The organism is Segatella copri (assembly GCF_026015625.1).
Classification (GTDB): Bacteria; Bacteroidota; Bacteroidia; order Bacteroidales; family Bacteroidaceae; genus Prevotella; species Prevotella copri_H.
In genome coordinates, this window is record NZ_JAPDVG010000001.1 from 2,617,438 (window position 1) to 2,639,132 (window position 21,695).

Annotated in this window: 14 protein-coding genes; 1 reads left to right on the plus strand and 13 read right to left on the minus strand. The window is 48.9% G+C overall.

All coding sequences use genetic code 11. The annotated features are described in order from the left end of the window. Nucleotides 1–217: 217 nt before the first annotated feature. The 11 genes from ONT19_RS10985 to ONT19_RS11035 all read right to left on the minus strand — a co-directional run bounded on the left by ONT19_RS10985 (nucleotide 218) and on the right by ONT19_RS11035 (nucleotide 14,430). Nucleotides 218–994, minus strand: a complete 777-nt coding sequence (locus tag ONT19_RS10985; RefSeq protein WP_264951964.1) for a glycosyltransferase family 2 protein — start codon at nucleotides 992–994, stop codon at nucleotides 218–220. After that, nucleotides 991–2,259: a glycosyltransferase family 4 protein gene (locus ONT19_RS10990; protein ID WP_006847998.1), complete on the minus strand. Its 1,269-nt coding sequence runs from the start codon at nucleotides 2,257–2,259 to the stop codon at nucleotides 991–993. The genes ONT19_RS10985 and ONT19_RS10990 overlap by 4 nt, the downstream gene beginning before the upstream one ends. Before the next feature lie 546 nt (nucleotides 2,260–2,805). Then, a complete protein-coding gene (ispF, locus tag ONT19_RS10995) occupies nucleotides 2,806–3,285 on the minus strand; it encodes a 2-C-methyl-D-erythritol 2,4-cyclodiphosphate synthase (protein WP_006848000.1) in 480 nt (159 codons plus the stop codon). 136 nt (nucleotides 3,286–3,421) lie between these two features. Next, nucleotides 3,422–4,600, minus strand: a complete 1,179-nt coding sequence (porV, locus tag ONT19_RS11000; RefSeq protein ID WP_264953058.1) for a type IX secretion system outer membrane channel protein PorV — start codon at nucleotides 4,598–4,600, stop codon at nucleotides 3,422–3,424. A 20-nt stretch (nucleotides 4,601–4,620) separates the two neighbouring features. Then, nucleotides 4,621–8,259 (minus strand): type IX secretion system sortase PorU, encoded by a 3,639-nt coding sequence (porU, locus tag ONT19_RS11005; RefSeq protein WP_264951965.1) that lies wholly within the window; start codon nucleotides 8,257–8,259, stop codon nucleotides 4,621–4,623. Nucleotides 8,260–8,284: 25 nt separating this feature from the next. Next, a complete protein-coding gene (locus ONT19_RS11010; RefSeq protein ID WP_022120436.1) occupies nucleotides 8,285–8,902 on the minus strand; it encodes a fumarylacetoacetate hydrolase family protein in 618 nt (205 codons plus the stop codon). Between the two features lie 121 nt (nucleotides 8,903–9,023). Further along, nucleotides 9,024–10,019, minus strand: coding sequence for a translation elongation factor Ts (tsf, locus tag ONT19_RS11015; RefSeq protein ID WP_264951966.1), 996 nt, complete (start codon nucleotides 10,017–10,019; stop codon nucleotides 9,024–9,026). Between the two features lie 108 nt (nucleotides 10,020–10,127). Further along, nucleotides 10,128–10,898, minus strand: a complete 771-nt coding sequence (rpsB, locus tag ONT19_RS11020; protein ID WP_022120437.1) for a 30S ribosomal protein S2 — start codon at nucleotides 10,896–10,898, stop codon at nucleotides 10,128–10,130. A 158-nt stretch (nucleotides 10,899–11,056) separates the two neighbouring features. Beyond that, nucleotides 11,057–11,443: a 30S ribosomal protein S9 gene (rpsI, locus tag ONT19_RS11025; RefSeq protein WP_006848006.1), complete on the minus strand. Its 387-nt coding sequence runs from the start codon at nucleotides 11,441–11,443 to the stop codon at nucleotides 11,057–11,059. Between the two features lie 10 nt (nucleotides 11,444–11,453). Continuing rightward, the gene (gene rplM / locus ONT19_RS11030; RefSeq protein ID WP_006848007.1) at nucleotides 11,454–11,915 is read right to left on the minus strand and encodes a 50S ribosomal protein L13; all 462 of its coding nucleotides are present in this window, start codon (nucleotides 11,913–11,915) and stop codon (nucleotides 11,454–11,456) included. A 325-nt stretch (nucleotides 11,916–12,240) separates the two neighbouring features. Further along, on the minus strand, nucleotides 12,241–14,430 hold the full coding sequence (locus ONT19_RS11035; protein WP_264951967.1) for a glutamine synthetase III family protein: 2,190 nt from the start codon (nucleotides 14,428–14,430) through the stop codon (nucleotides 12,241–12,243). Nucleotides 14,431–14,698: 268 nt separating this feature from the next. Between ONT19_RS11035 and ONT19_RS11040 the strand changes: the two genes are divergently transcribed. After that, nucleotides 14,699–16,072, plus strand: coding sequence for an ATP-binding protein (locus ONT19_RS11040; RefSeq protein ID WP_264951968.1), 1,374 nt, complete (start codon nucleotides 14,699–14,701; stop codon nucleotides 16,070–16,072). Nucleotides 16,073–16,291: 219 nt separating this feature from the next. On the opposite strand, the gene ONT19_RS11045 is transcribed toward ONT19_RS11040, so the two are convergent. Together ONT19_RS11045 and ONT19_RS11050 are read right to left on the minus strand one after the other, a co-directional pair. Next, on the minus strand, nucleotides 16,292–18,232 hold the full coding sequence (locus ONT19_RS11045; protein ID WP_264951969.1) for an alpha-L-arabinofuranosidase C-terminal domain-containing protein: 1,941 nt from the start codon (nucleotides 18,230–18,232) through the stop codon (nucleotides 16,292–16,294). Nucleotides 18,233–18,371: 139 nt separating this feature from the next. After that, nucleotides 18,372–21,641 (minus strand): glycoside hydrolase family 2 TIM barrel-domain containing protein, encoded by a 3,270-nt coding sequence (locus ONT19_RS11050; RefSeq protein WP_264951970.1) that lies wholly within the window; start codon nucleotides 21,639–21,641, stop codon nucleotides 18,372–18,374. Nucleotides 21,642–21,695 lie beyond the last annotated feature (54 nt).

The following is a 21,695-nucleotide window of genomic DNA, read 5'->3' on the forward strand; positions in this document are numbered from 1 at the left end:
TCGCTGGTCCCCGTAAAGTTAAAAGCCCCTGATGCAAGAACACACCAGGGGCTATTTTTCAAGACTTAAGGGGACCAGCGATGGAATCGCTGGGAACGGGGCCGCTTTTTTAGTTGATAGTTTATAGAGGGCTAACGCCGTCGAGCGAGGCTGCCCTATCAACTATTAACTATAAATTATTAACTAAACGAAAGGGGTTAAGGCTCTTTTTACCTTTTTACTTTTTTACAGCCCCTCTTATCACGAACCAGGCATGAACTGCAAGGGTGGGAAGAAGACCGTAATGGGTGCGCATCACCTGAAAACGCTCCTTCAGGGAGGCTTTGTGGTTCTGCGTGGTCATGCCACCATCCAGAAAATGGGTGAGGACGGCATGGACGTTGCGCAACGGCAACTTGCGGCGAGATGACTCCCGCATGATGCGGATGCACCAGTCTACATCTGCCGAATATCGGTAGTGCAGATCGTAATGAATCTCACGGGCTATGTCTGTGCGGGCATAGAATGACTGGTGGCATACCAGCATGCCCCAGATGAACGAACGCCACGTGAGCTTCATGGGTGGGGCTAGACGACGATGACGCAGGAAATGGCCCATCTCGTCCACGATATCGGTATCCCCGTAAAGTACGCCGGGCAGTAATTCGCCTTCGCCTACACAGCCTTCTACATATTCCAGCGTATCGGCTGTAGGAAAGGTGTCGCCGGCATTCATGAACACCAGGTAATCGCCCGTAGCACGGTCGATGCTCTTGTTCATGGCATCATAAAGTCCCTTGTCGGGCTCTGATATCACCACGATTTCGTGCGAGCTCTCGCCTACTGCATTGCGATGCTGATATGCCTTCACCAGCTGGAGGGTGCGGTCGCGAGAACCGCCATCCATGATGATGTGCTCGATGTTGCAGTAGGTCTGGCGCTGCACGCTGTCGAGGGTACGCTGCAACTCCTTCTCGGCATTGTACGTACAGGTTACGACGGTGAACTTAATCATAACTTATAGTTTTTGTAGGCCATCGCCTCGTTATAAACTTCAATATATTTCAATGCTACGGCATGCTGCGAATAGTTCTGTGCTACCTTCTGCAGACATGCCTGCTTCAGCGCCGCCCTGTCGGCCTCTTCGAGTACCCAGTGGATACCGCTCGCCAGGTCTTCGGTATCACGGTAGTTGGCCACGTAGCCGTTCTGCTGATGGTCTATCATCTCCGGTATTCCTCCTACCCTGAAACCGATGCTCGGCACGCCGCACGCCATCGACTCCATGATGGTGTTAGGGAGGTTATCTTCGAGCGATGGCAGCACAAAGGCATCGGCAGAATTGTAGATTGCCACAATCTGCTTCTCATCGCTGACATAGCCGAGCGAATAGGACGGCAGAGTGAGGTTCACTTCCTCGGAATGGCCGCCCAGGATGGCGATGGCGGTATTCTCCTTCATCTCGGGATAGCGCGCTACCAGCCGGTCGATGGCTTCGATGAAATAACGCATGCCCTTGCGCTCGTCGGTTACGCGCTGGGATACGAAGAGGATGATATGCTTGTCGGCTGGCAGACCGGCACGCAGACGCGCCTCTGCCTGATCCTGAGGACAGAACACGTGGGTATCTATCGGATTCGGGATGTTGGTGATGCGCTGACCTACGAAGAGACCGCTGCCCTTTGCCTGCCGTTCGAGCCAACGGCTACAGGTGACGAAGGAGATGGCGCCGCGATGGTAGAGTTCCTTCTTGCGGCGGAATATCTTTGCTGAGAGGTCGTTCTTGCTGCCTTTATTGGGGAGAAGCGGACAGTTGCCGCAGGCGGAGGCATAGCGGTTGCAGCCGCGCGCATAATGGCAGATGCCGGTAGCTGGCCAGAGATCGTGCATAGTCCATACCACCGGTTTGCCGCTGCGGATTATTTTGCGGATGTTCTTGAGTGAGAGCATGCCCTGGTTGATCCAGGAGAGATGGATGACATCTGCCTCCTGAAACTCGCGGAGCCTGGTGATATCGGTACCCGATGTTGCCATGTCTACCTCCCAGAGGCGCTGACGGGAGAAATGGAGATGCCAGAACACGCACCAGCGCTCCCACAGGAAGTTCCACTGCAACCTGAGCGAACGGGGCAGACTGACCACGGTGATGTCTTCAGTCTCCTTGTCGCGTACCAACATCTTTGCCTTAACGCCATTGTTGTTAAGGGCATCCATCAGGCGGTTGGCTGCTACTGCCGCTCCGCCTGTCTTTTCACTTGTATTTACTATGAGTACTCTCATCTGCGTATATTTTTGATACCGCAAAAAGCTGCGTATATTGATTGATACTGCAAAGATAGCACAAATCGGAGACAAAACAAAATAAAAAGGCATGTTTTTTTCGAGGAAATCGGAAAAGAGGAAACGGAAGGGGGAGAAAGGGGCATAAAAAAACATACCACAACTCTCAACGAGCTGTGGCATGCAATATGTTTAACTTAAAAAATCTAATCAAAATAGTCTCACGACTTTCTCAATTATCGGTTAAACAATCTACCTTAAAACCTAATAACTAAAAACCTAAATCTATTACTACTAACCTAAACAATCTATTAACCTTTTGACACTGCAAAATTACTACTATTTCGGCTATTCACCAAATATTCAGCCAAGAAAGTGTGACGTTTTTGCATTTTTTTGATATATATCAAGCAAAAATGAACAAAAGAAACGGAAATTAACAACTTTCTGACACTTTTTCTACATTTTGCAGAATATAAAGCTTTTGCCCTTACAGGGCGCCTTGCTGATTGCGTGCTGCCCGATTAAGGGCGTGTTGATTGCGTTCTATCCTTTCTGGATAAGAACGGTGGCATAGGCGGAGATGCCCTCCATTCTGCCCGTGAATCCGAGTTTCTCGGTGGTTGTTGCCTTGATGGATATCTGGTCTTCGTCTACCCCCATTACCTCTGCCAGACAGGCTTTCATGGCTGGCACATGCGGGTTGAGTTTAGGGCGTTCGGCACAGACTGTGGCATCGATATTGCCCAGTGTATAGCCCTTGGTAGCTATCAGTTCCATCGTTTTGCGGAGCAGAATCTTAGAATCCACATTCAGTGTCTCTGCTGCCGTATCCGGGAAATGATATCCGATATCACGCATGTTGGCAGCGCCCAGCAGGGCATCGCAAATGGCATGTATCAGCACATCGGCATCGCTGTGGCCCAGCAATCCCAGTTCATAATCTATCTTGATTCCTCCCAGCCACAAGTCGCGGTTCTCCACCAGCTTGTGGACATCATATCCAAATCCTACACGTATATTCATAACTTTAAATTAATTGAATGTTGAATGTTGAATGTTGAATGTTGAATTTTTGCCTAACGGACTCAAGGGCGCTAGCCTAATTCAACATTCAACATTCAACATTCAACACTATTCATTCAACATTCAACACTCAACATTACCTTTTAAACAGGTCCTTCAGTCCATCCATATCAAACGACAAGGTGAAGCGGAGGGTCTGGTCGAGCGGGTTGCTCTTGGCGGTAGCCACCACATAAGCAGCATCGAGCGAGAAGACATTCATCTTGAAACCGGCACCTACAGTGAAGTACTTGCGGTTACCCTTGCTCTGACTCTCGTGATGATAACCGGCACGGAGCGCAAACTTATCATTGTATACATACTCGGCACCCAGACCGTAGTTGATTTCCTCCAGCTCTTCCTTGAAACCGCCAGGGGCATCGCTGAAACTCTTGAAGATACCGCTGATGCCCGAAATATCATCATACTCACGATGCACACGGTCTTCATATTCTGAATTGTCCTCACCCTCTTCCTGCTTCGGAACGGTAGGCACCAGATACTTGTTGGCATCGGCTGCCAGAGTAACGCGGTTGTATTCGTCGATAGGTATCATCAGCGAAGCACCCAGACGCATGTTGGCTGGCAGGAACTCGCCATACTCCTTGCCGCTGAAGGTAATCTTACTACCGATGTTAGAAATATTCAAGCCCAAACCCAACTGGCATTCGCGCTGGCCGATGACCACATAGTTCTGGTAATAGGCAGCGATATCGGCTGCGAAAGCGGAAGCTGGCGAATTGTCTTCGGTATAATCGAAGCGCATATCGGAATAGATCCAGCGGATGGCGGCAGCAAGAGAGAACTTCTCGCTGAGCATCAGAGAATAAGCCACATCGACCGACATCTCGTAAGGATTGATGGTCATACCCTTGCCACTCTCGGCACCTTCCTGACTGGTAAACACTTCGCCCATATTGAAATAGCGGAGCGATGCTGATACGGCACTGTAATCGCCAATACGGTAATAGCCAGAGAGATAGGCAAGATTCATATCATTGACCAGCGAGCGCAGCCAAGGAGTGAAACTGAGCGACACTCCGGCACGCGAAATGGTGAAAGGATATTTTGCCGGATTCCAGTACTGGGAGTTGACATCAGGGTCGGTAGCCGCACCGACATCTCCCAAACCGCCACCACGGGCATCAGGAGCTATGGTTTGCGAAATGACTGCATAGTTCACAGGATTGAAGAGATCTTTCTTATCCTGCGCCTTCACTTCTGATGCCATCAGAGCGAGACATCCCAAGATGAATATCTTATAGATTCTTTTCATTGCCATTGTAAATATATTTTTTATTTGATAATGATGAGTTTCTTGACTTTAGAGGTGTAGCTGCTGCCATCGCTCGCCACCTTGACACGATAGAGATATACGCCGGTGCCCAGAGGGGTGCCGCTATCGGAGGTGAGATCCCAGCTGACGGTATAGCTGCCCGAGGTAGGTACACCGCTTTCGGAATGGCGCCAGTGCTGTCTGCCCGACGAATCGAACACTTCTACCACCACGTCCATATCGCTCTCTGTGCGGTCGTGACTAATGATGAAGGTGGTGGAGGTCTTAGCCGGATTGGCGGTTACGCCCACATCGAAGAGCGCCGGACTCAGTGCCTTCACCACATTGAAACGGAGCTGCACCGTAGAACTGTTGTTCTGGATATCCCAGGCTCGGAAGGTGAGTTCGTGCTTGCCCGGTTCCAGTTGCGGTATGCTGTAATAGGTGGAACCGCTGGTATAGGTTCCGAAATCGTAGGTGAAATTGCTGTTCAGCACGTAGGTCTTCGACATGTCGCCATCTATCACCAGCTGCAGGTCGTGGCCGATACCGCTTCCGGCAGCATTGATTCCGTCCTTATCGGTTATCTTTGCCACAAAGAACGGGGTGGTGTTGACATTGCCGCCATCTACGAAGGAAGGCGAATTGAGATAGCAGTAGATGGAAGGACCGATGGAATCGTTCTTCTGCTCCTCGCTCTCGCCTACCGTAAACTGCTCGCAGGAGCCGTGGGCAGAGAGGGTCTTGGAGGTATTCACCGCATAGAGGTTGACCAGACCGCTCTGGTTGGAATAATTGATATCCAGCGGAACGGCAAAGGAGAAGGCAAACTTGCCACCTCTTACGCTATCGGTGCCCTGATACAGGGTCTTGGTTCTGTCTTTGTATTCGAAAGCCTTCTCAGCGCCATCCTTGCCGGTATCGTTCAGTCGACAGGTAACCGTCTCCTTGGAATCTCTTACGGTAGCGGTGATGACGCCCCGGAAGTCGTCTGCTCCCTCGATATGACCTGCCATGCGGGCGATAGAGCCTGCCTTCAGCATCGGCAGGGTTGCGGCTCCGGCAACAGGGATGCCGTTGATGGAATCTACTACTATCTGACGCTTAGGCAGATTGAGCGCAAGCGCCGGGTCGCCCAAGAGGGAATAGTTGAGATGGTTCACCGTGACATCGGAGCCGGAAGTTGGTCCGGTTCCGGTTACGAGATCGTTCTGCGCCAACCGGTGTGCCTCGCCTATCGTGATAGGCTTGCCGTTAACCAGACTGAGCACTCTGTAGATGAAGGCGCGGTTGATATGTCTGTTATACTGGGCGTAAACGGTACGGGTGGTACCATAGAAGGCTACTGCGCCACCTTTATCATTGAGCAGCGCTGATTCGCCGATATTGGCTTCGAGACCGTCGAACGGCATGATATCGCAGGAGGCGGTTACCCAGAGCGACAGGTTGGTATTGCGGAAATTGGTAAAATCGGTGAGTTTCAGAACCGATTCGCTCGACATCTGGGTAGGATCGCCATGTCCGGCATAATCCATGATGAGGGCTCCCGCCGCCTGCTGCTGTTTGATGATTTTAGCAGCCTCAGGATAGGTATTGCCCGAAGAGGAGGTTTCGCGGGTATAAGCATCCCACATCACCTTCTTGACAAGATAGGCGGGATAGGTGGTGAGCACATCATTTGCCACCTCATCGGCATCCTTCATGTGGATGTTTTCGTTTCCGTCATCGCCCATAAACATCAGGGTGTTCTGCCAGGCGCCTACATTGGCATTCTGAGCATAACTGATGGTCTTGTCTACCAGCACCTGGGCTTCTTCTGCATAAGTTACCGGGAAACGGCCTACGGCTACATCCTGCAGCTCGCGGTTAGGATACAGTCCGGCTCCCTCGCCGAGCATACCGAACCAGCTGTCGCTGACGAAGCAGGATACGGCGCTGAAGGAGTTTTCACTCTCAAAGCACAGCAGGTAATCGTCAGGATTCAGGGTTCTGCAACCAGAGGTAAGCATGCGGTTATCCCATACGCAGTCGCCGAAGAGCAGGAGATATTTCGGCATGTCAGCCTCGCTCTGCGCCTTATCGGAAAGCATGCGCAGGTAGCGGCGGTAGGCGTTGGCATCGGGGGTACCGCTAGAAAATTCGTTATAGAGTTCATCGGCAGGCACAATGGTAACGCGCAGTCCGTCGTGCTGTTCATGAAATTCTTTCAGCCGCTGAGCCTGTTTCAGCAGTTTCTGTGAGGTCGGGATGATGATGACCATATCGGCTGCTCCATCGGCATGATGATCCTGGTTGGTGATTCCGTAGACATACTGGGCAGCCGGAATCTTTCCACCGGAGGCAAGGTTGGCAGCGGTAAAGGCACAGCTTCCAGGCTCTGCCCACGTTACGGAGATATAATCGAGGCGGATGGAAGCGCCCGACATGACCTTGATGGAGATGGTATCCTTATCCTGGAAATCGGAATCGGGATAGGTGACAACCCGCTCTGTAGCCTTGAGGTAAGCTGTTTCCTCCGTAGGATTGTCATTCATGAGAGAAAGGGTGATTTCGCCCAAAGCCTTGCCATTCTTCAGTATCTGAGCCTTGCTGTCTGTGGCGGTAGTCAGGGCTACGGAGAGTTTGCCTATCGCAGAACCGGTGGTATTCGTAATCACCACTTTCTTCTCATCGCCCACCTTCAGTTCTTCTGCATCGAAGAGATTCCTGCCGCCATGATAGTAGCTGTAACCATCTGACTCATAGAGGGAATGATAATCGTAAGGCTGCGGATAATGAGAAGAGACAAAGGTAGCTGAATCCTGCTCCAGTGGTGCTTCATCGGTCTGGGTAATAAAATAGTAGCCGTAATCGGAATAAGGATTACGGATGCGCTGGAGGGCGGTTTCTGACTTCCAGGATACCGGACCCTGGGCATAGAAATAATGCTTGCCGCCAACGATGCACTGGGGAACTTCCTGCAAATCGTCGGTAGCCTGCAGTTCGCTCGCCAGAAGGGCTTCGTTCTGCAGATTGCCGCCATAGCCGTAAATCTTCACCTTGCTGATATCGGAGAAGCCTGCCTGGCGCACTACCTGTTCGGTAAGCTGATGGAAACCGGTTTCGCTGACTCTGATCTTCGCCCATCTGCCTGAGGCAAGAACGGAATGGGAGGCATAGAGGGAGGTAGCTGAGCGCAAAGCATCAGAAGAAGTGAAGGCTGATACTTTGCCCTTAGCCAACAGAGAACCTCGACTGGAACGCTCGGAGCGCTTCAGAGGACGAGCATCTACCTGAAGCATGAAGCTGACCAGCAGCTGATGGCGGTTATTGCGGAATACGACAGGACTGAAATCTATCTGGAGTACGCCCTGCTTACGGCATTCGGTAACCCGCTGCTGTGGAAATACCTGCTCAGGAGGAACTGCACCCGACAGGCGGTTGTAATTGGCGATGTCGGAGGCAGTCATGTCGATATACTCGCCATATTTCAGGCTGACGGTATATACGGAGTCACGATATGCACCGGTCAAAGGAATGGAATACACGAAACGGGGCAACACGGAATCTACTCTGACTTCTGAAGAGGTCAGATTGAAGAATCGCTGTGCCTGAGCAGGAGCCACCAGCATGAGCAGGCATGCCAGCAGCATGTATTTCCAAACCTTTGTTGTGTTCATATCGATATATTACTTGCAATATTATTTATTTACAGTGAAAATCGAGCACCTTCCTGTCTTCGAGATAGCCTACGAGATGGTCGTCGATGTTGACAGGACCGCAGCCTGTAGGACATCCGGTATAGAGCAGGTCGCCCGTCTTGAGCGTGAAGTACTGGCTGATGTAGGAGATGATTTCATCTACCTTGTAGAGCATATCGCTCGTGCAGCCTTCCTGTACGGTCTTGTCATTGAGGTCGAGGCGGAAGTGCAGTGCCTGGATATCACGGAACTTCTGGATGTCGACCCATTCGCCGATAACCGCAGAACCGTCGAATCCCTTGGCGAGTTCCCAAGGCTGGCCAGCCTCGCGCAGCTTCTTCTGCATCTCGCGTGCCGTAAAGTCGATACCTACGGTTACTGCATCGTAATAGCGGTGGGCGAAACGCTGCGGAATGGTCTTTCCCAACTTGGAAATTCTGACCACTACTTCGGTTTCATACTCTATTCTTCCCAGATGATCAGGGATGAAGAAAGGCTTGCCGTTATTGAGCAAAGCAGAATCTGCCTTGGTAAAGATGACAGGACGCTCTGGTTTAGATAACGTACCATGCAGCGATTTATTGTGTTCGGTATAGTTCATACCGATGGCAAATATCTTCATAACATCAAATTTTTATATAAAAAAGAAATGGGAGTTAGAAGCAAAGCGAGGCTTAACTTCATAACTCCCGGGTATTCTAATTTAACTATAAGTCAAATTAACGCTTGCTTTTGAGTAATGATTACTCAGCAGCAAGAGTAAAGCGCTGGTAAGCAACGATCTTGAGATCCTTGCTCTGAGAAGCGAGGTACTGAGCAACAGTCTGCTTGTCACCGTCACCGAACTGGAACTCCTGGTCAACGAGGCAGTTCTCCTTGAAGAACTTAGCCAGACGACCATTAGCAATGTTCTGGATCATAGTAGGGTTCAAAGTAGCAGCCTTCTCCTCACCAACAGTCTTCTTGATGTTGCGAGCCTCTTCAGCCTGCTCAGGTGTCAACCAACCCTTCTTGGTGTTGCTCTCGATGTGCTCCTCAGAGTCAACGTGAGCTGGGTTGATGCCAGCCTTCTTCAATGCTGCGTTAACAGCCTTCTCTACGAGCTCTTCCTTAGTCTTGGCTACAGCAACCTCGAGCTCAGTCTTCTTAGTCTCATTAGAAACAGAAGACTCGTCGAGAGCTACAGGGCGCATAGCAGCAACCTGCATAGCTACCTTGTGACCAGCCTCCTCGTTGTTCTCGTTGAGCTGAACCATAGTACACAAAGTGTGCTTGTTCATGTGGTCGTAAACCTCGATGTTGTCACCCTCGAGAACACAGTAGCCGTCGAGCTCCATCTTCTCGCCAGTGATACCAGAGCGCTGTGTAACAGCAGCCTGAGCATCTGCATCGCCAACCTTCAAAGTCTTCACCTCGTCGAGAGTGTGAGCCTTGGCAGCGATAGCAGCGTCGAGGATGTCAGATGTCAACTTGATGAAGTCAGCACCGTTAGCTACGAAGTCAGTCTCGCACTTGAGAGCGATGATAGCAGCGAAATCGTTAACCTTCTTAACGAGAACGCAACCGTTAGAAGTCTCACGGTCAGAACGCTTAGCAGCGATAGCGAGACCACGCTCACGGAGCAACTCCTTTGCCTTATCGAAATCACCTTCAGCCTCTGTGAGTGCCTTCTTAACGTCAGCAAGACCAGCACCAGTCATAGCGCGAAGTTTCTTGATATCTTCAATTGAAACAGCCATAATAATATTTTTATATTAAAAAGTTAATAATAATCTTTGCTTAAAAGCTACTAAAGCCATCGAATCATAAACAGAATCAATGGCTTCAGTATATATTTCTTTGCCTAATTACTCAGCCTCGTCCTTGCGGGCAGCCTTCTTCTTAGGCTGGTCCTTCTGCTCAGCAGCAGCCTTGTCGTCAGCCTTCTCAGCCTTGCGCTCCTCAAGAGCCTCAGCGATAGCACCGCAAACTGCAGTAAGGATAGCATCTACAGAATCCTTAGCATCGTCGTTAGCTGGGATAACGTAATCAACATTCTTAGGATCAGAGTTGGTATCTACGATACCGAACACTGGAATACCAAGACGGTTAGCCTCCTTAACAGCAATATGCTCCTTCATTACGTCAACAACGAAGAGGGCTACTGGGAGACGAGCCATATCTGCGATAGAACCGAGGTTCTTCTCCAACTTAGCACGCTGGCGGCTTACCTGAAGCAACTCGCGCTTAGAGAGGTTAGAGAATGTACCATCGTTCAACAGACGATCGATGTTTGTCATTTTCTTAACTGCCTTACGGATTGTAGGGAAGTTGGTGAGCATACCACCAGCCCAACGCTCGTTTACGTATGGCATATTGATAGAAGCTGCCTTCTCAGCAACTACGTCCTTAGCTTGTTTTTTAGTAGCGACAAACAGGATCTTTCTACCTGTCTTGGCAATTGTCTTGAGAGCCTCAGCAGCCTCGTCGATCTTAGCGACAGTCTTGTTGAGGTCGATAATATGAATACCGTTACGCTCCATGAAGATGTAAGGAGCCATTGCTGGATTCCACTTGCGACGGAGGTGTCCGAAGTGGCAACCTGCCTGAAGTAACTGGTCAAAATTTGTTCTTGACATTGTTTTTTCTTTTTTAATTGTGTTTACTTTCTTTTTGAATCTAATGTTAGATCAGTCGATGAGTAGTCCCCGATTAATGGAATCTCACCGATTTAGATACTAAACTTTTTAGCTCAGCTATATATAATCTGTATATATATAATAAAATATGTATAAGATTAACGCTTGCTGAACTGGAAGCGACGACGAGCCTTTGGCTGACCTGGCTTCTTACGCTCAACAGCACGTGAGTCACGTGTCATGAAGCCTGCATCCTTCAAAGCCTTCTTATCGTTAGCGTCGATCTTAACGAGTGCGCGAGCGATAGCGAGGCGGAGAGCCTGGCTCTGACCGGTGAAACCACCACCGTCGAGGTTTGCCTTAATATCATACTTACCCTCAGCTTCGAGCAACTGCAATGGCTGCTTTACTACATAGCGAAGGATTGCTGATGGGAAATATGTCTCAATATCTTTCTTGTTGATTGTGATCTTACCGGTACCCTCTGTGAGGTATACACGAGCTACAGCGCTCTTACGGCGACCAATTGCATTAATTACTTCCATTCTACCTTAATTATTTATACTGGTTAATATCAATAGCCTTTGGCTGCTGTGCCTCGTGCTTGTGCTCTGTGCCATCGTAAATGAAGAGGTTGTCCATCAAAGAACGACCGAGAGGGCCCTTTGGCAACATACCCTTGATAGCGTGACGGAGGATCTTGTCCATTCCATCAGGACGCTTGCGCAACTCTGCTGGAGTGTTGAAGCGCTGACCACCTGGATAACCAGTGTAACGAGTGTAAACCTTATCTGTTTCCTTCTTACCTGTGAAAACTACCTTAGCGGCATTGATAATGATTACGTTGTCACCACAATCTACGTGTGGAGTGAAAGTTGGCTTGTACTTTCCGCGGAGCAATTTAGCAACCTTAGAGCAGAGGCGACCTACAACCTGGTCGGTAGCGTCGATTACGACCCACTCTTTCTTAGCTGTTTCCTTGTTTACGGAAATAGTCTTGTAACTTAATGTGTCCATTTTAAAATTTAAATTTACTACTAAAAAACGTTTTTAATCTTTTTTACTCACTATTCAGACAGGTGATTCACTAACCACATACCCCGGCCACAGGGCATGCTATTAACACACCATATCTTGGGGACTCTAAGCGTATCCCCGAAATAATCGGACTGCAAAATTACACATTTTTATTTGATTATGTGTAGGTTACGAGTTTTAACCCCAAACTTTTATGAATATTTAACTTAGTTTGCGCTTTTCTGCTCAGGATAAGCAAAAAAAGAGTGCATTGTTAACGGCAATGCACTCTTTTTTATTATATCAATTCCTTATCCAGGAAATATTATCTGATGAACAGCAGCTCACGATACTTTGGCAATGTCCAAAGTTCATCGGCTACGAGAAGCTCGAGCTTGTCTATCTGATAACGGATTTCCTCCATCTTTGGAGCTACCGTGTCGTGATATGCTACTGCCTTCTCGCGCTCACTCTCTATCTTGTTGGCTACCTTGCGGGCATCTACCAATGCCTCTACACCACGCTCTATTGCCTCGGTGCGCTCGGCTATCTCACGGATAATCTTCACGTTGCGGGCAGTCAGCTTCTTGCCTTCCTCGCCACCGAAGATGTGAATCATGCCCTCTACATTCTTTGCCAGACGGCTCTGATAGTGGGTTGCCACTGGGATGATGTGGTTCATGGTCAGGTCGCCCATCACACGAGCCTCAATCTGAATCTTCTTGGTATAGGTCTCCCACTTCACCTCGTTGCGCGCCTTCAACTCGCTCTCGCTCATCACGTTGGTCTTGGCAAACATCTCGATGCTTTCCTTGTCCAGATAACGGTCGAAGACTACCGGGCAGGATGCCTCGCAGTCCAAGCCTCGCTTCTGAGCCTCTTCCTTCCACTCATCTGAATAGCCGTTGCCGTCGAAGCGGATAGGCTTGCAGGTTTTGATATCCTCGCGTACAATATCTATAATAGCCGATGTCTGGTCCTCGCCCTTTGCTATCAAGGCATCTACACGAGCCTTGAAATTTTCGAGAGCCTCAGCTACGGCAGCATTCAGTACGATGAGGGATGACGCACAGTTGGCCTCTGAACCTACGGCACGGAACTCGAAACGGTTTCCGGTGAAGGCGAATGGAGAGGTACGGTTGCGGTCGGTGTTATCGATCATCAGCTCCGGAATCTCAGGGATATCCAGCTCCATACCTTTCTTGCCAGCCAGGGCGAAGAGTTCTTCCTTGTCTGCCTTTTCGATATGGTCGAGCAGATCGGTGAGCTGCTTTCCGAGGAATGAAGAGATGATGGCTGGTGGTGCCTCGTTGGCTCCCAGACGATGGGCATTGGTAGCACTCATGATAGATGCCTTCAGCAGTCCATTGTGCTTGTAAACGCCCATCAGGGTCTCTACGATGAAGACTACGAAGCGAAGGTTATCCTCTGGTGTCTTGCCTGCAGCATGGAGCAGTACGCCAGTATCGGTGCAGAGACTCCAGTTGTTGTGCTTGCCCGAACCGTTGACGCCTGCGAATGGCTTCTCGTGAAGGAGTACACGGAAACTGTGCTTATGAGCCACACGCTTCATCAGACTCATCAGGAGCATATTATGGTCTACGGCAAGATTGCACTCCTCATAGATAGGCGCCAGCTCAAACTGGTTTGGTGCCACCTCGTTATGACGGGTCTTGCAAGGGATGCCGAGTTCAAGTGCCTGGATTTCCAGATCCTTCATGAAAGCCTGCACACGCTCAGGGATTGTTCCGAAATAGTGGTCGTCCATCTGCTGGTTCTTCGCAGAGTCGTGTCCCATCAGGGTACGGCCTGTAAGCATCAGGTCAGGGCGAGCCGAATAGAGACTCTCATCTACCAGGAAGTACTCCTGCTCCCATCCGAGATTGGTCTGCACCTTCTTCACCTGAGGGTAAAAATAGTGGCACACCTCGGTAGCCGCCTCACTCAGAGTATGGAGCGAGCGGAGCAATGGAGCCTTGTAGTCCAAAGCCTCTCCGGTATAAGATATAAAGATGGTAGGGATACAGAGGGTATCGTCGATGATGAACACAGGCGATGTTGGATCCCATGCAGAATAGCCACGAGCCTCGAAGGTGTTGCGGATACCGCCGTTAGGGAATGAGCTGGCATCAGGTTCCTGCTGGACAAGCAATTTGCCAGAGAATTCCTCAATCATACCACCCTTTCCGTCATGCTCCACGAAGGCATCATGCTTCTCGGCAGTACCTTCTGTCAATGGCTGGAACCAGTGAGTATAATGTGTTACCCCGTTTTCCTCAGCCCAGAGCTTCATGCCGGCAGCCACGGCATCAGCGATGGAACGGTCCAGACGAGTACCGTTGTCTATCACATCGATGAGTTTCTCATACACATCAGATGGCAGATACTTGTACATCTTCTGGCGGTTGAATACATACTTGGCGAAGTACTCCGAAGGGCGCACCTTGGGAGCCTCTACCTCTACAGGTCTTTTCTTAAAGGCCTCGGCTACAACCTCAAATCTCAAATTAGCCATTCTTTCTTTTATTATTAATTATAAGTTTGCGGGTGCAAAGTTACGAAAAAATGAGCAAATTGCTAGCGTTTGAGCGTATTTTTTATGCAAAATTCAAACTTTTCTTATTCTTAGCCTGCAAAAGATAAGACAATTCACGCATATTATTTCTCGGATTTGAGTATTTTATCGCCGATTATTTCTCGGATTTGAGTATTTTAACGCGATTTATTTCTCGGATTTGAGTATTTTCGCTATATTTGCACCTGTTATTCAAACAGTTACGATTATGGCAGAATATATACATAGAAACATAGACTCAGAACTCTTCGCCTGGAAGGAAGATTCCATGCGGAAACCCTTGCTGCTTCGTGGTGCCCGACAGGTTGGGAAGTCATCAGCAGTTAAAAACTTGGGAAAGCAATTCGAGTATCTCGCCGAGGTAAACTTCGAACGTAACAAGGCAATCAAAACCTTCTTTCAGGGGGATATTGACGTACGATTGATTGCTAAAAAAATCAGTAGCTATATCAATGTCCCTATAGAAGCAGGTAAGACGCTCCTCTTTCTCGACGAAATCCAGGAATGCCCTGAAGCCATCATGGCACTACGCTTCTTCAAGGAAGATTATCCTGAACTGCATGTCATAGCCGCAGGATCACTTCTGGAATTTACGCTTCAGGAACTCCCTACTTTTGGAGTAGGAAGGATTCACTCGCTCTTCATGTATCCGATGACTTTCGATGAATTCCTGTATGCCAATCACGAAGAAGGACTCATTCTTCTCCGTAATGAAGCATACGGAAACCAGTCTTTAGATCAAGCCTTCCATGATAAACTCGTGGAATACTTCCGCACCTACCTGCTTGTTGGAGGCATGCCGGAATCTGTTCTGGCATGGACCAAGACACACGATTTCAACCGATGCAGAAACATCCAGGAAGACATCATTCTGACATACGAAGATGATTTCAGCAAGTATAAAAAGAGAGTCAACCCAGATTTACTGCGCACAACGATGCGTGGCATCTGTCATCAGGCAGGAGAGAAGTTGACATACAAGCAAATATCAGCAGATTATCAGAGTTCACAAATCAGAGAAGCCCTCCGCCTGTTGACACTTGCAGGAATCGTTACTCCTGTGGTCGCTACCTCGGGCAATGGTATTCCGCTGGATGCGGAAGCTGACGAGAAAAGCATGAAGGTCCTCTTTCTGGACCCAGGATTACTGTTAGCCGTGCTTCAACTGGAAGGCGACCTGTCTCAGCAGCTCATAGAACTTATTTTAGCCGGCACTCCTCAGGAACTTGTCAATAAGGGAGGCGTAACAGAAATGGTTGCCGGACTCGAGATGATGCGTTACAAACCATGCATCCAGCGCCAGAAGATGTTTTATTGGGAGCAGAAGGGGAAGAGTGTTGCCGAGATAGACTATCTGGAAATCCACAACATGAAGATTACCCCTATCGAAATCAAATCGGGCACTCAGGGCGGCATGAAGAGTCTCTGGCTATTCATGAGAGAGAAAAAGCTCACCGAAGCATTCCGTTGTTCCTTAGAGAATTTTGGATCATTTGATTACATTGACAAGCAGGACGATAATGCCATAAGGCATGTCACCATACTGCCTCTCTATGCATTATCCCTATTGAGAAGCCGTTAATAGTCTGCTAACAAGCAGGATTAGGAATAAAAGTGCCTTTTTCCTACATGGCGACGTAATTTTTCCTACGTCCTGACACAGAAACTCCTGCGTCGCCATGTAATTTCAAGGGCATTAGAAGAGAAAAAATCCCTTGCAACCACTAGAGTCGCAAGGGATTCACATCATCCACTTATCTATTTGTACCTTAATGATTTATTGAAGATTGGAGGTCGGCAATTAGAAACGGTATACAACAAAGCTGTTTGGCTTCATCTTCACGTTCAATACATTGCCCTGAACCTGTGCATCTGATACTACAGGAACAACCACATTTTTATTGTCTATCTTGTTTTCTGCCTGAATATCGTCGGCATGGAGAACAGTTACCTTACCTGAGTTCAACTTCTTGATACCATTAAAGGTGACGTTGATTTCCTTTGCCTCGTTAGAGGTGTTGGCAATCTTTACGATGTAGCTCTTGGTAGCCTTGTCGAAACAAGCGGTGGCATAGAGACCATTCTCACCTGCTACAGCCTTGCCGTTCTCGGTAAGTTTCAACACATTGGTACCCTTGTTCTCGCCGTAGAGCTGCTGAACATAGTAGTTGGCAGAACGGACAGAGCTGAGGTTATCGAACCAGATGAGGTCCGGACGCCACTGCCATCCCTCTACATGAGCGAAGAGAGGTGCATAGGTAGCCTGATAAACCACATCAGCATTACGCTCCAAACCGGTCATGAAAGCTGCCTCAGAAAGGGCTGCCTCCCAAGAGTTTGGATCATTCTCGGCATGAGCAGCATACTCGCCGGCAAAGACCTTAGGACCCTTGCGGTCGTACTTGTCGTAACGGCTGGCATTGCTGCGGAACCATTCCGGACTCTTGTAGTAGTGCTCATCCACCATGTCTACGCCCAACTTACGCATCTGCTTCCAACCGTAGTCGAAATCCTTTCCATCAGCAGATGGACCAGATGAACCGCAGATCTTGATCTTTGGATACTTGGCATGAATCTGCTCCATGAACTTCTGCAGACGCTCAGGATACATAGGACCCCACTGCTCGTTACCGATACCAATCTGCTTCAGATTGAATGGTGCTGGATGACCCATATCGGCACGGAGCTTACCCCACTTAGAGGTGACAGGACCATTGGCAAACTCGATGAGGTTGAGTGCATCGTCGATATAGCTCTGAAGATCCTTGACTGCTACATGTGCATTAGGATCCTTATCATCGTTCTGATACTGGCAAGCCAGACCTACAGAGAGAATAGGCAATGGCTCAGCACCAATCTTCTCTGAAAGGAGGAAATACTCATAGAAGCCCAAGCCCAATGACTGATAGTAGTTAGGGAAAAGGCGATGTGGGAAGGTATCTCTCCAGCGGTTCTCGTTCAGAGGACGGTTCTCAGGAGCGCCCACAGAGTTCTTCCACTCATAACGGGTATCGAGGTCGGTTCCCTCTACGATACATCCGCCAGGGAAACGGAAGATGCCTGGCTTCAAGTCAGCCAAATCCTGTACGAGGTCGGCACGGAGACCATTCCAGTTGTCCTCAGGGAAGAGAGAGATATGGTCGAGATCTACGCTCTCAGAACCCTTCTCCAGATAAACACGCATCAAACCCTTGGCATCGGTCTGAGGAGAAGTAAGGGTAGCAGTAAGCTTCTGCCATTTATTATTGGTGATGTTGATGACCTGCTTGGCAATGACATCATTCTTTGAATTGACGAGTTCTACGCGAATCTTGCCCTGCTTGCCATCGATGAGATGAAGACGGCCATATACGGTGAAATCGTACTTCATATCCTTCTTCAAGCCCATGCCGAAGAAGCCACGGTTCTCAAGACCAGTCTGCTTCTCACGTGCACCTGCGCTCTCAAGTGTTACATAATGAGGGTTGCGGTCGAAGGCAGGTTTTACGTCGCTGAGGGTTACATTTCCGAATGTATTCCATCCCATCAGGCGCTGTGGAAATTCGAAGGAACGGTTCTCTACCATCTCTGCATAAAGACCACCATCGGCACCGAAGTTGATATCCTCGAAGAAGATACCATACATGGTAGGCTGGATTTCTGCTCCAGGCTTGTTAGCCTGAACAGTAAACTGATGCTGTGCGAAAGCTCCGAGTGAAGACATCGCCAGCAATGCTGCTGCGAAAATTTTTGCTTTTCTCATATTGTTCGTTATTTTTATTTTTTAGGCTGTACCTACACTTTTCCGTGATAGGTGGTGCAAAGATAAAAAAATCCACCCCGAATAAGGTGGATTTTCTGTTTAAATATATTGGATTTTCGTATAAATCCCTGCTTTTCTACTATTTATCTAATGGAATGAGCACGAAAGTGAAGTTCTTATCGCCATAATGGAGGCGATATTTCTCCAAAGGCCATGCACCCCAAGAGTTCTCACCAGCCACACCAGAATGCTCTGCATCGAGGAAGAGATTGGTGAATTTTGACTTCTTCAGGTTGAAACTGTGGCGCTGATCCTTGTCATCACCATCATCCAGTTCTTCTGTATCGAAGTGGATGGCGGAAGCATAGAATGGCTTGCAGCTCTTCACCTTGAATCCGAAGCCGGAAGCATCGGTCTGGTTCCACCAGCGCATATCGCCCTTGGTACCACTCTCCTGTGGACGGATGTATGGGAAGTACTGGTTGTCGGCATCATCGCTGTAGATTCCGAGGCGCATGCAGTCCTCACGGTCAGAATAGTTCTCGATAGGACCACGACCGTAATACTGGCTCTTGTCCATATCGTATGGCAACTGCATCAGCATACCGAAACGGAACAGATCGCTGACCTTGGCATCATCAGAAGCATCAAACTCCTGGCTTACCTTCATCGCACCGGTGTTAGGCATGATGAGATAATCGATTTCCAGTTCACCCTTCACCTCTGGCATCTCATAGGTTGCACAGATGCTGATGGTGTTTGCCTTCTTATCCTTTTCAACAGCTACACCCTTCAGGTTCATGACAGGGTTCTTCCAAACCTGGAACTTCTTCTGCAGGCCTGCACCGAAATCATTATCGGTAGGAGCACGCCAGAAGTTGGGCTTCAGGGTACCGCCCTCGCCGAGGAGCGACTTGCCACGATAGGTATATTCAGAGATGAGACCGGTGGTACGGTTCACCTTCACGGTCAGATCAGGAGTAGTAACGGTGATCTCCTGCTCGCCCTTCTTGTCGATGAGCTTAGCCTTCACCTTCTTGCCGTCCTGAGCCTTAGCCATGTTTTCTGCACAATGACCGCAGCACTTCTTCTCTTTCACTGCCAGCTGGGCATAAGCCACAATCTGACCAGCCTCCATCAGAGGTTCAGCCTTCTTCAGACGGAAATCGATGTTGAGGAACACCTCCTTGCCCTTTACCTTAGAAAGGTCGTAAGGGATGGTGAAGTTCTTGGTCTGCTGGGCAGCCACTTCGATATCAGCGATGGTACCGTTCTGAGTCTCCACGCCATCCTCAATGAGGCTCCAAGCCAAGGCATAGTTGCTCAAATTGCGGAAGAAGTTCTCATTGTATACACTTACTTCGCCCTTCTCTGCATTCACCATCTTAGCCCAGATGTTCTGATACTGGTAGGCTACCTCGTAGGCATGAGGATTGAGCTGACGGTCAGGGCCGATGATACCATTGCAGTTGAAGTTGTTGTCGCTAGGGTCGTAACTGTTATAATCGCCACCGTAGCAATATTCTATCTTGCGGAGTTCTTCATTGCTCATCTTCTCAGAATTCTTGATGGTCATCGGCTTCAATACCTTGCGGTGCAAGCCCTGGTCAACGAAATCCCAGTCGAAACCACCCTGGAAGATAGGATACTTGCGTACCAGATCCCAGTATTCCTTCAGGTTACCGCCTGAATTACCCATGGTATGGTTGTACTCACACTGGATGAGTGGCATCGGACTGTTAGGATCCTTAGCATACTTTTCACAAGCACTTACAGGATAGTACATAGGGCAGAAGATATCGGTACCCTCGCCTCTGCGAGCCTGCTCATACTGAACCGGACGGCTCTGGTCCTGGCTCTTGATCCACTTGTAAGCCTGCAGGAAGTTATCGCCCATCACAGTCTCATTACCCATACTCCAGGTTACGACACTAGGATGATTGAAGTACATGGAAACATTGTGCTGGTTGCGCTCCAGAATCTGCTTGGCAAACATCGGCTTCTTGGCAGCTGCATCATCGCCATACTGGAAACCGTGGCTCTCCTGGTTAGCCTCAGCTACCACATAGATACCATACTCATCGCAGAGCTCGTACCAGCGTGGATCATCAGGATAGTGGCAGGTACGGACAGCGTTGATATTCAGGCGCTTCATAATCTTAATATCCTGAATCATGCGTTCCATGCTCAATACATAACCTCCATCAGGGTCAATCTCATGACGGTTGGCACCCTTGATGAGCACAGGCTGACCGTTGACAAGGAACTGCTTGTTCTTGATTTCCACCTTGCGGAAACCTACCTTGACAGGAGTCATGCTTGCTGATTTCATGTTGCCATTCTTCAGCGCACTTGAGAGGGAAACCTGAAGGGTATATAAATAAGGTGTCTCTGCATTCCACTTGTGTGGATTCTCTACGTTCATCGTAATGTTGGCTGTTCCATTCTTTGCCAATCCTGTAGCTGTAGCCACCTGCTTGCCCTCTTTGTCGAAGAGGATGAAGTTCAGCTTGCCTGTTCCCTTTACCTTGGCAGAGATATTGAGCACACCATCCTTGTAGTTGTTTACAAGGTCAGGAGTAACACGGATATCCTCCAAATGCAACTGGGCATCGCGGGCAAAGAGATAGCTCTCACGAGCCACACCGCTCAAGCGCCAGAAGTCCTGATCCTCATCCCAGGAACCATCGCACCAGCGGAAGGTCTGGAAGGCAATCAGATTCTTGCCCTTCTTCAGATAAGGAGTGATGTCAAACTCGGCAGCTACCTTGCTATCCTCTGCATAACCGACAAACTTGCCGTTTACATAGAGATAGATGTTAGAAGTAACGCTACCGAAATGAGCTACAACCTGCTTGCCATCCCAGTTGGCTGGGATGTCGATGATGCGACGGTAAGAACCTACATGGTTATCCTTGGTAGGAACTGCTGGTGGCTGCTCATTGAAATGTTCACGCCATGCAAAACCATTATTTACATACTCCGGATCGCCGAATCCGTTCATCTCCCAGTTGCCTGGAACATTCATGGTCTTCCATTTGAAATCATCAAGATTTTCCTTGTAGAAGTCGGTAGGACGCTGGTCGGCATTAGCCACCCAGTTGAACTTCCAGGTTCCGTCGAGCGAAAGGAAATACTTGCTCTCCGTCTTGTTCATGTGCAGGATATCCTTGCTCACGATCTTACCGTCTTTCTCAGAAACCCAGTCATCTGCCGGATAGGTGAAGAAATTGGTGTGCAACGGAAAACGATTGATGGCATTCACCTGAAGGTCGTGCCATTCTGTGTAAGTTGGCTGTTGGATGGTCGTCTTATTCAACGACTTAATGGCTGCCTTCGGTTTGGTTGCACCAAAGGTTGACATTGCTAATCCTGCCAAACTCAATGTTACGAACAGTCTCTGTTTCATGTTTGTTAGTTATTTATACATTAGATTGAAATTACACCTTATTATATATAGGCT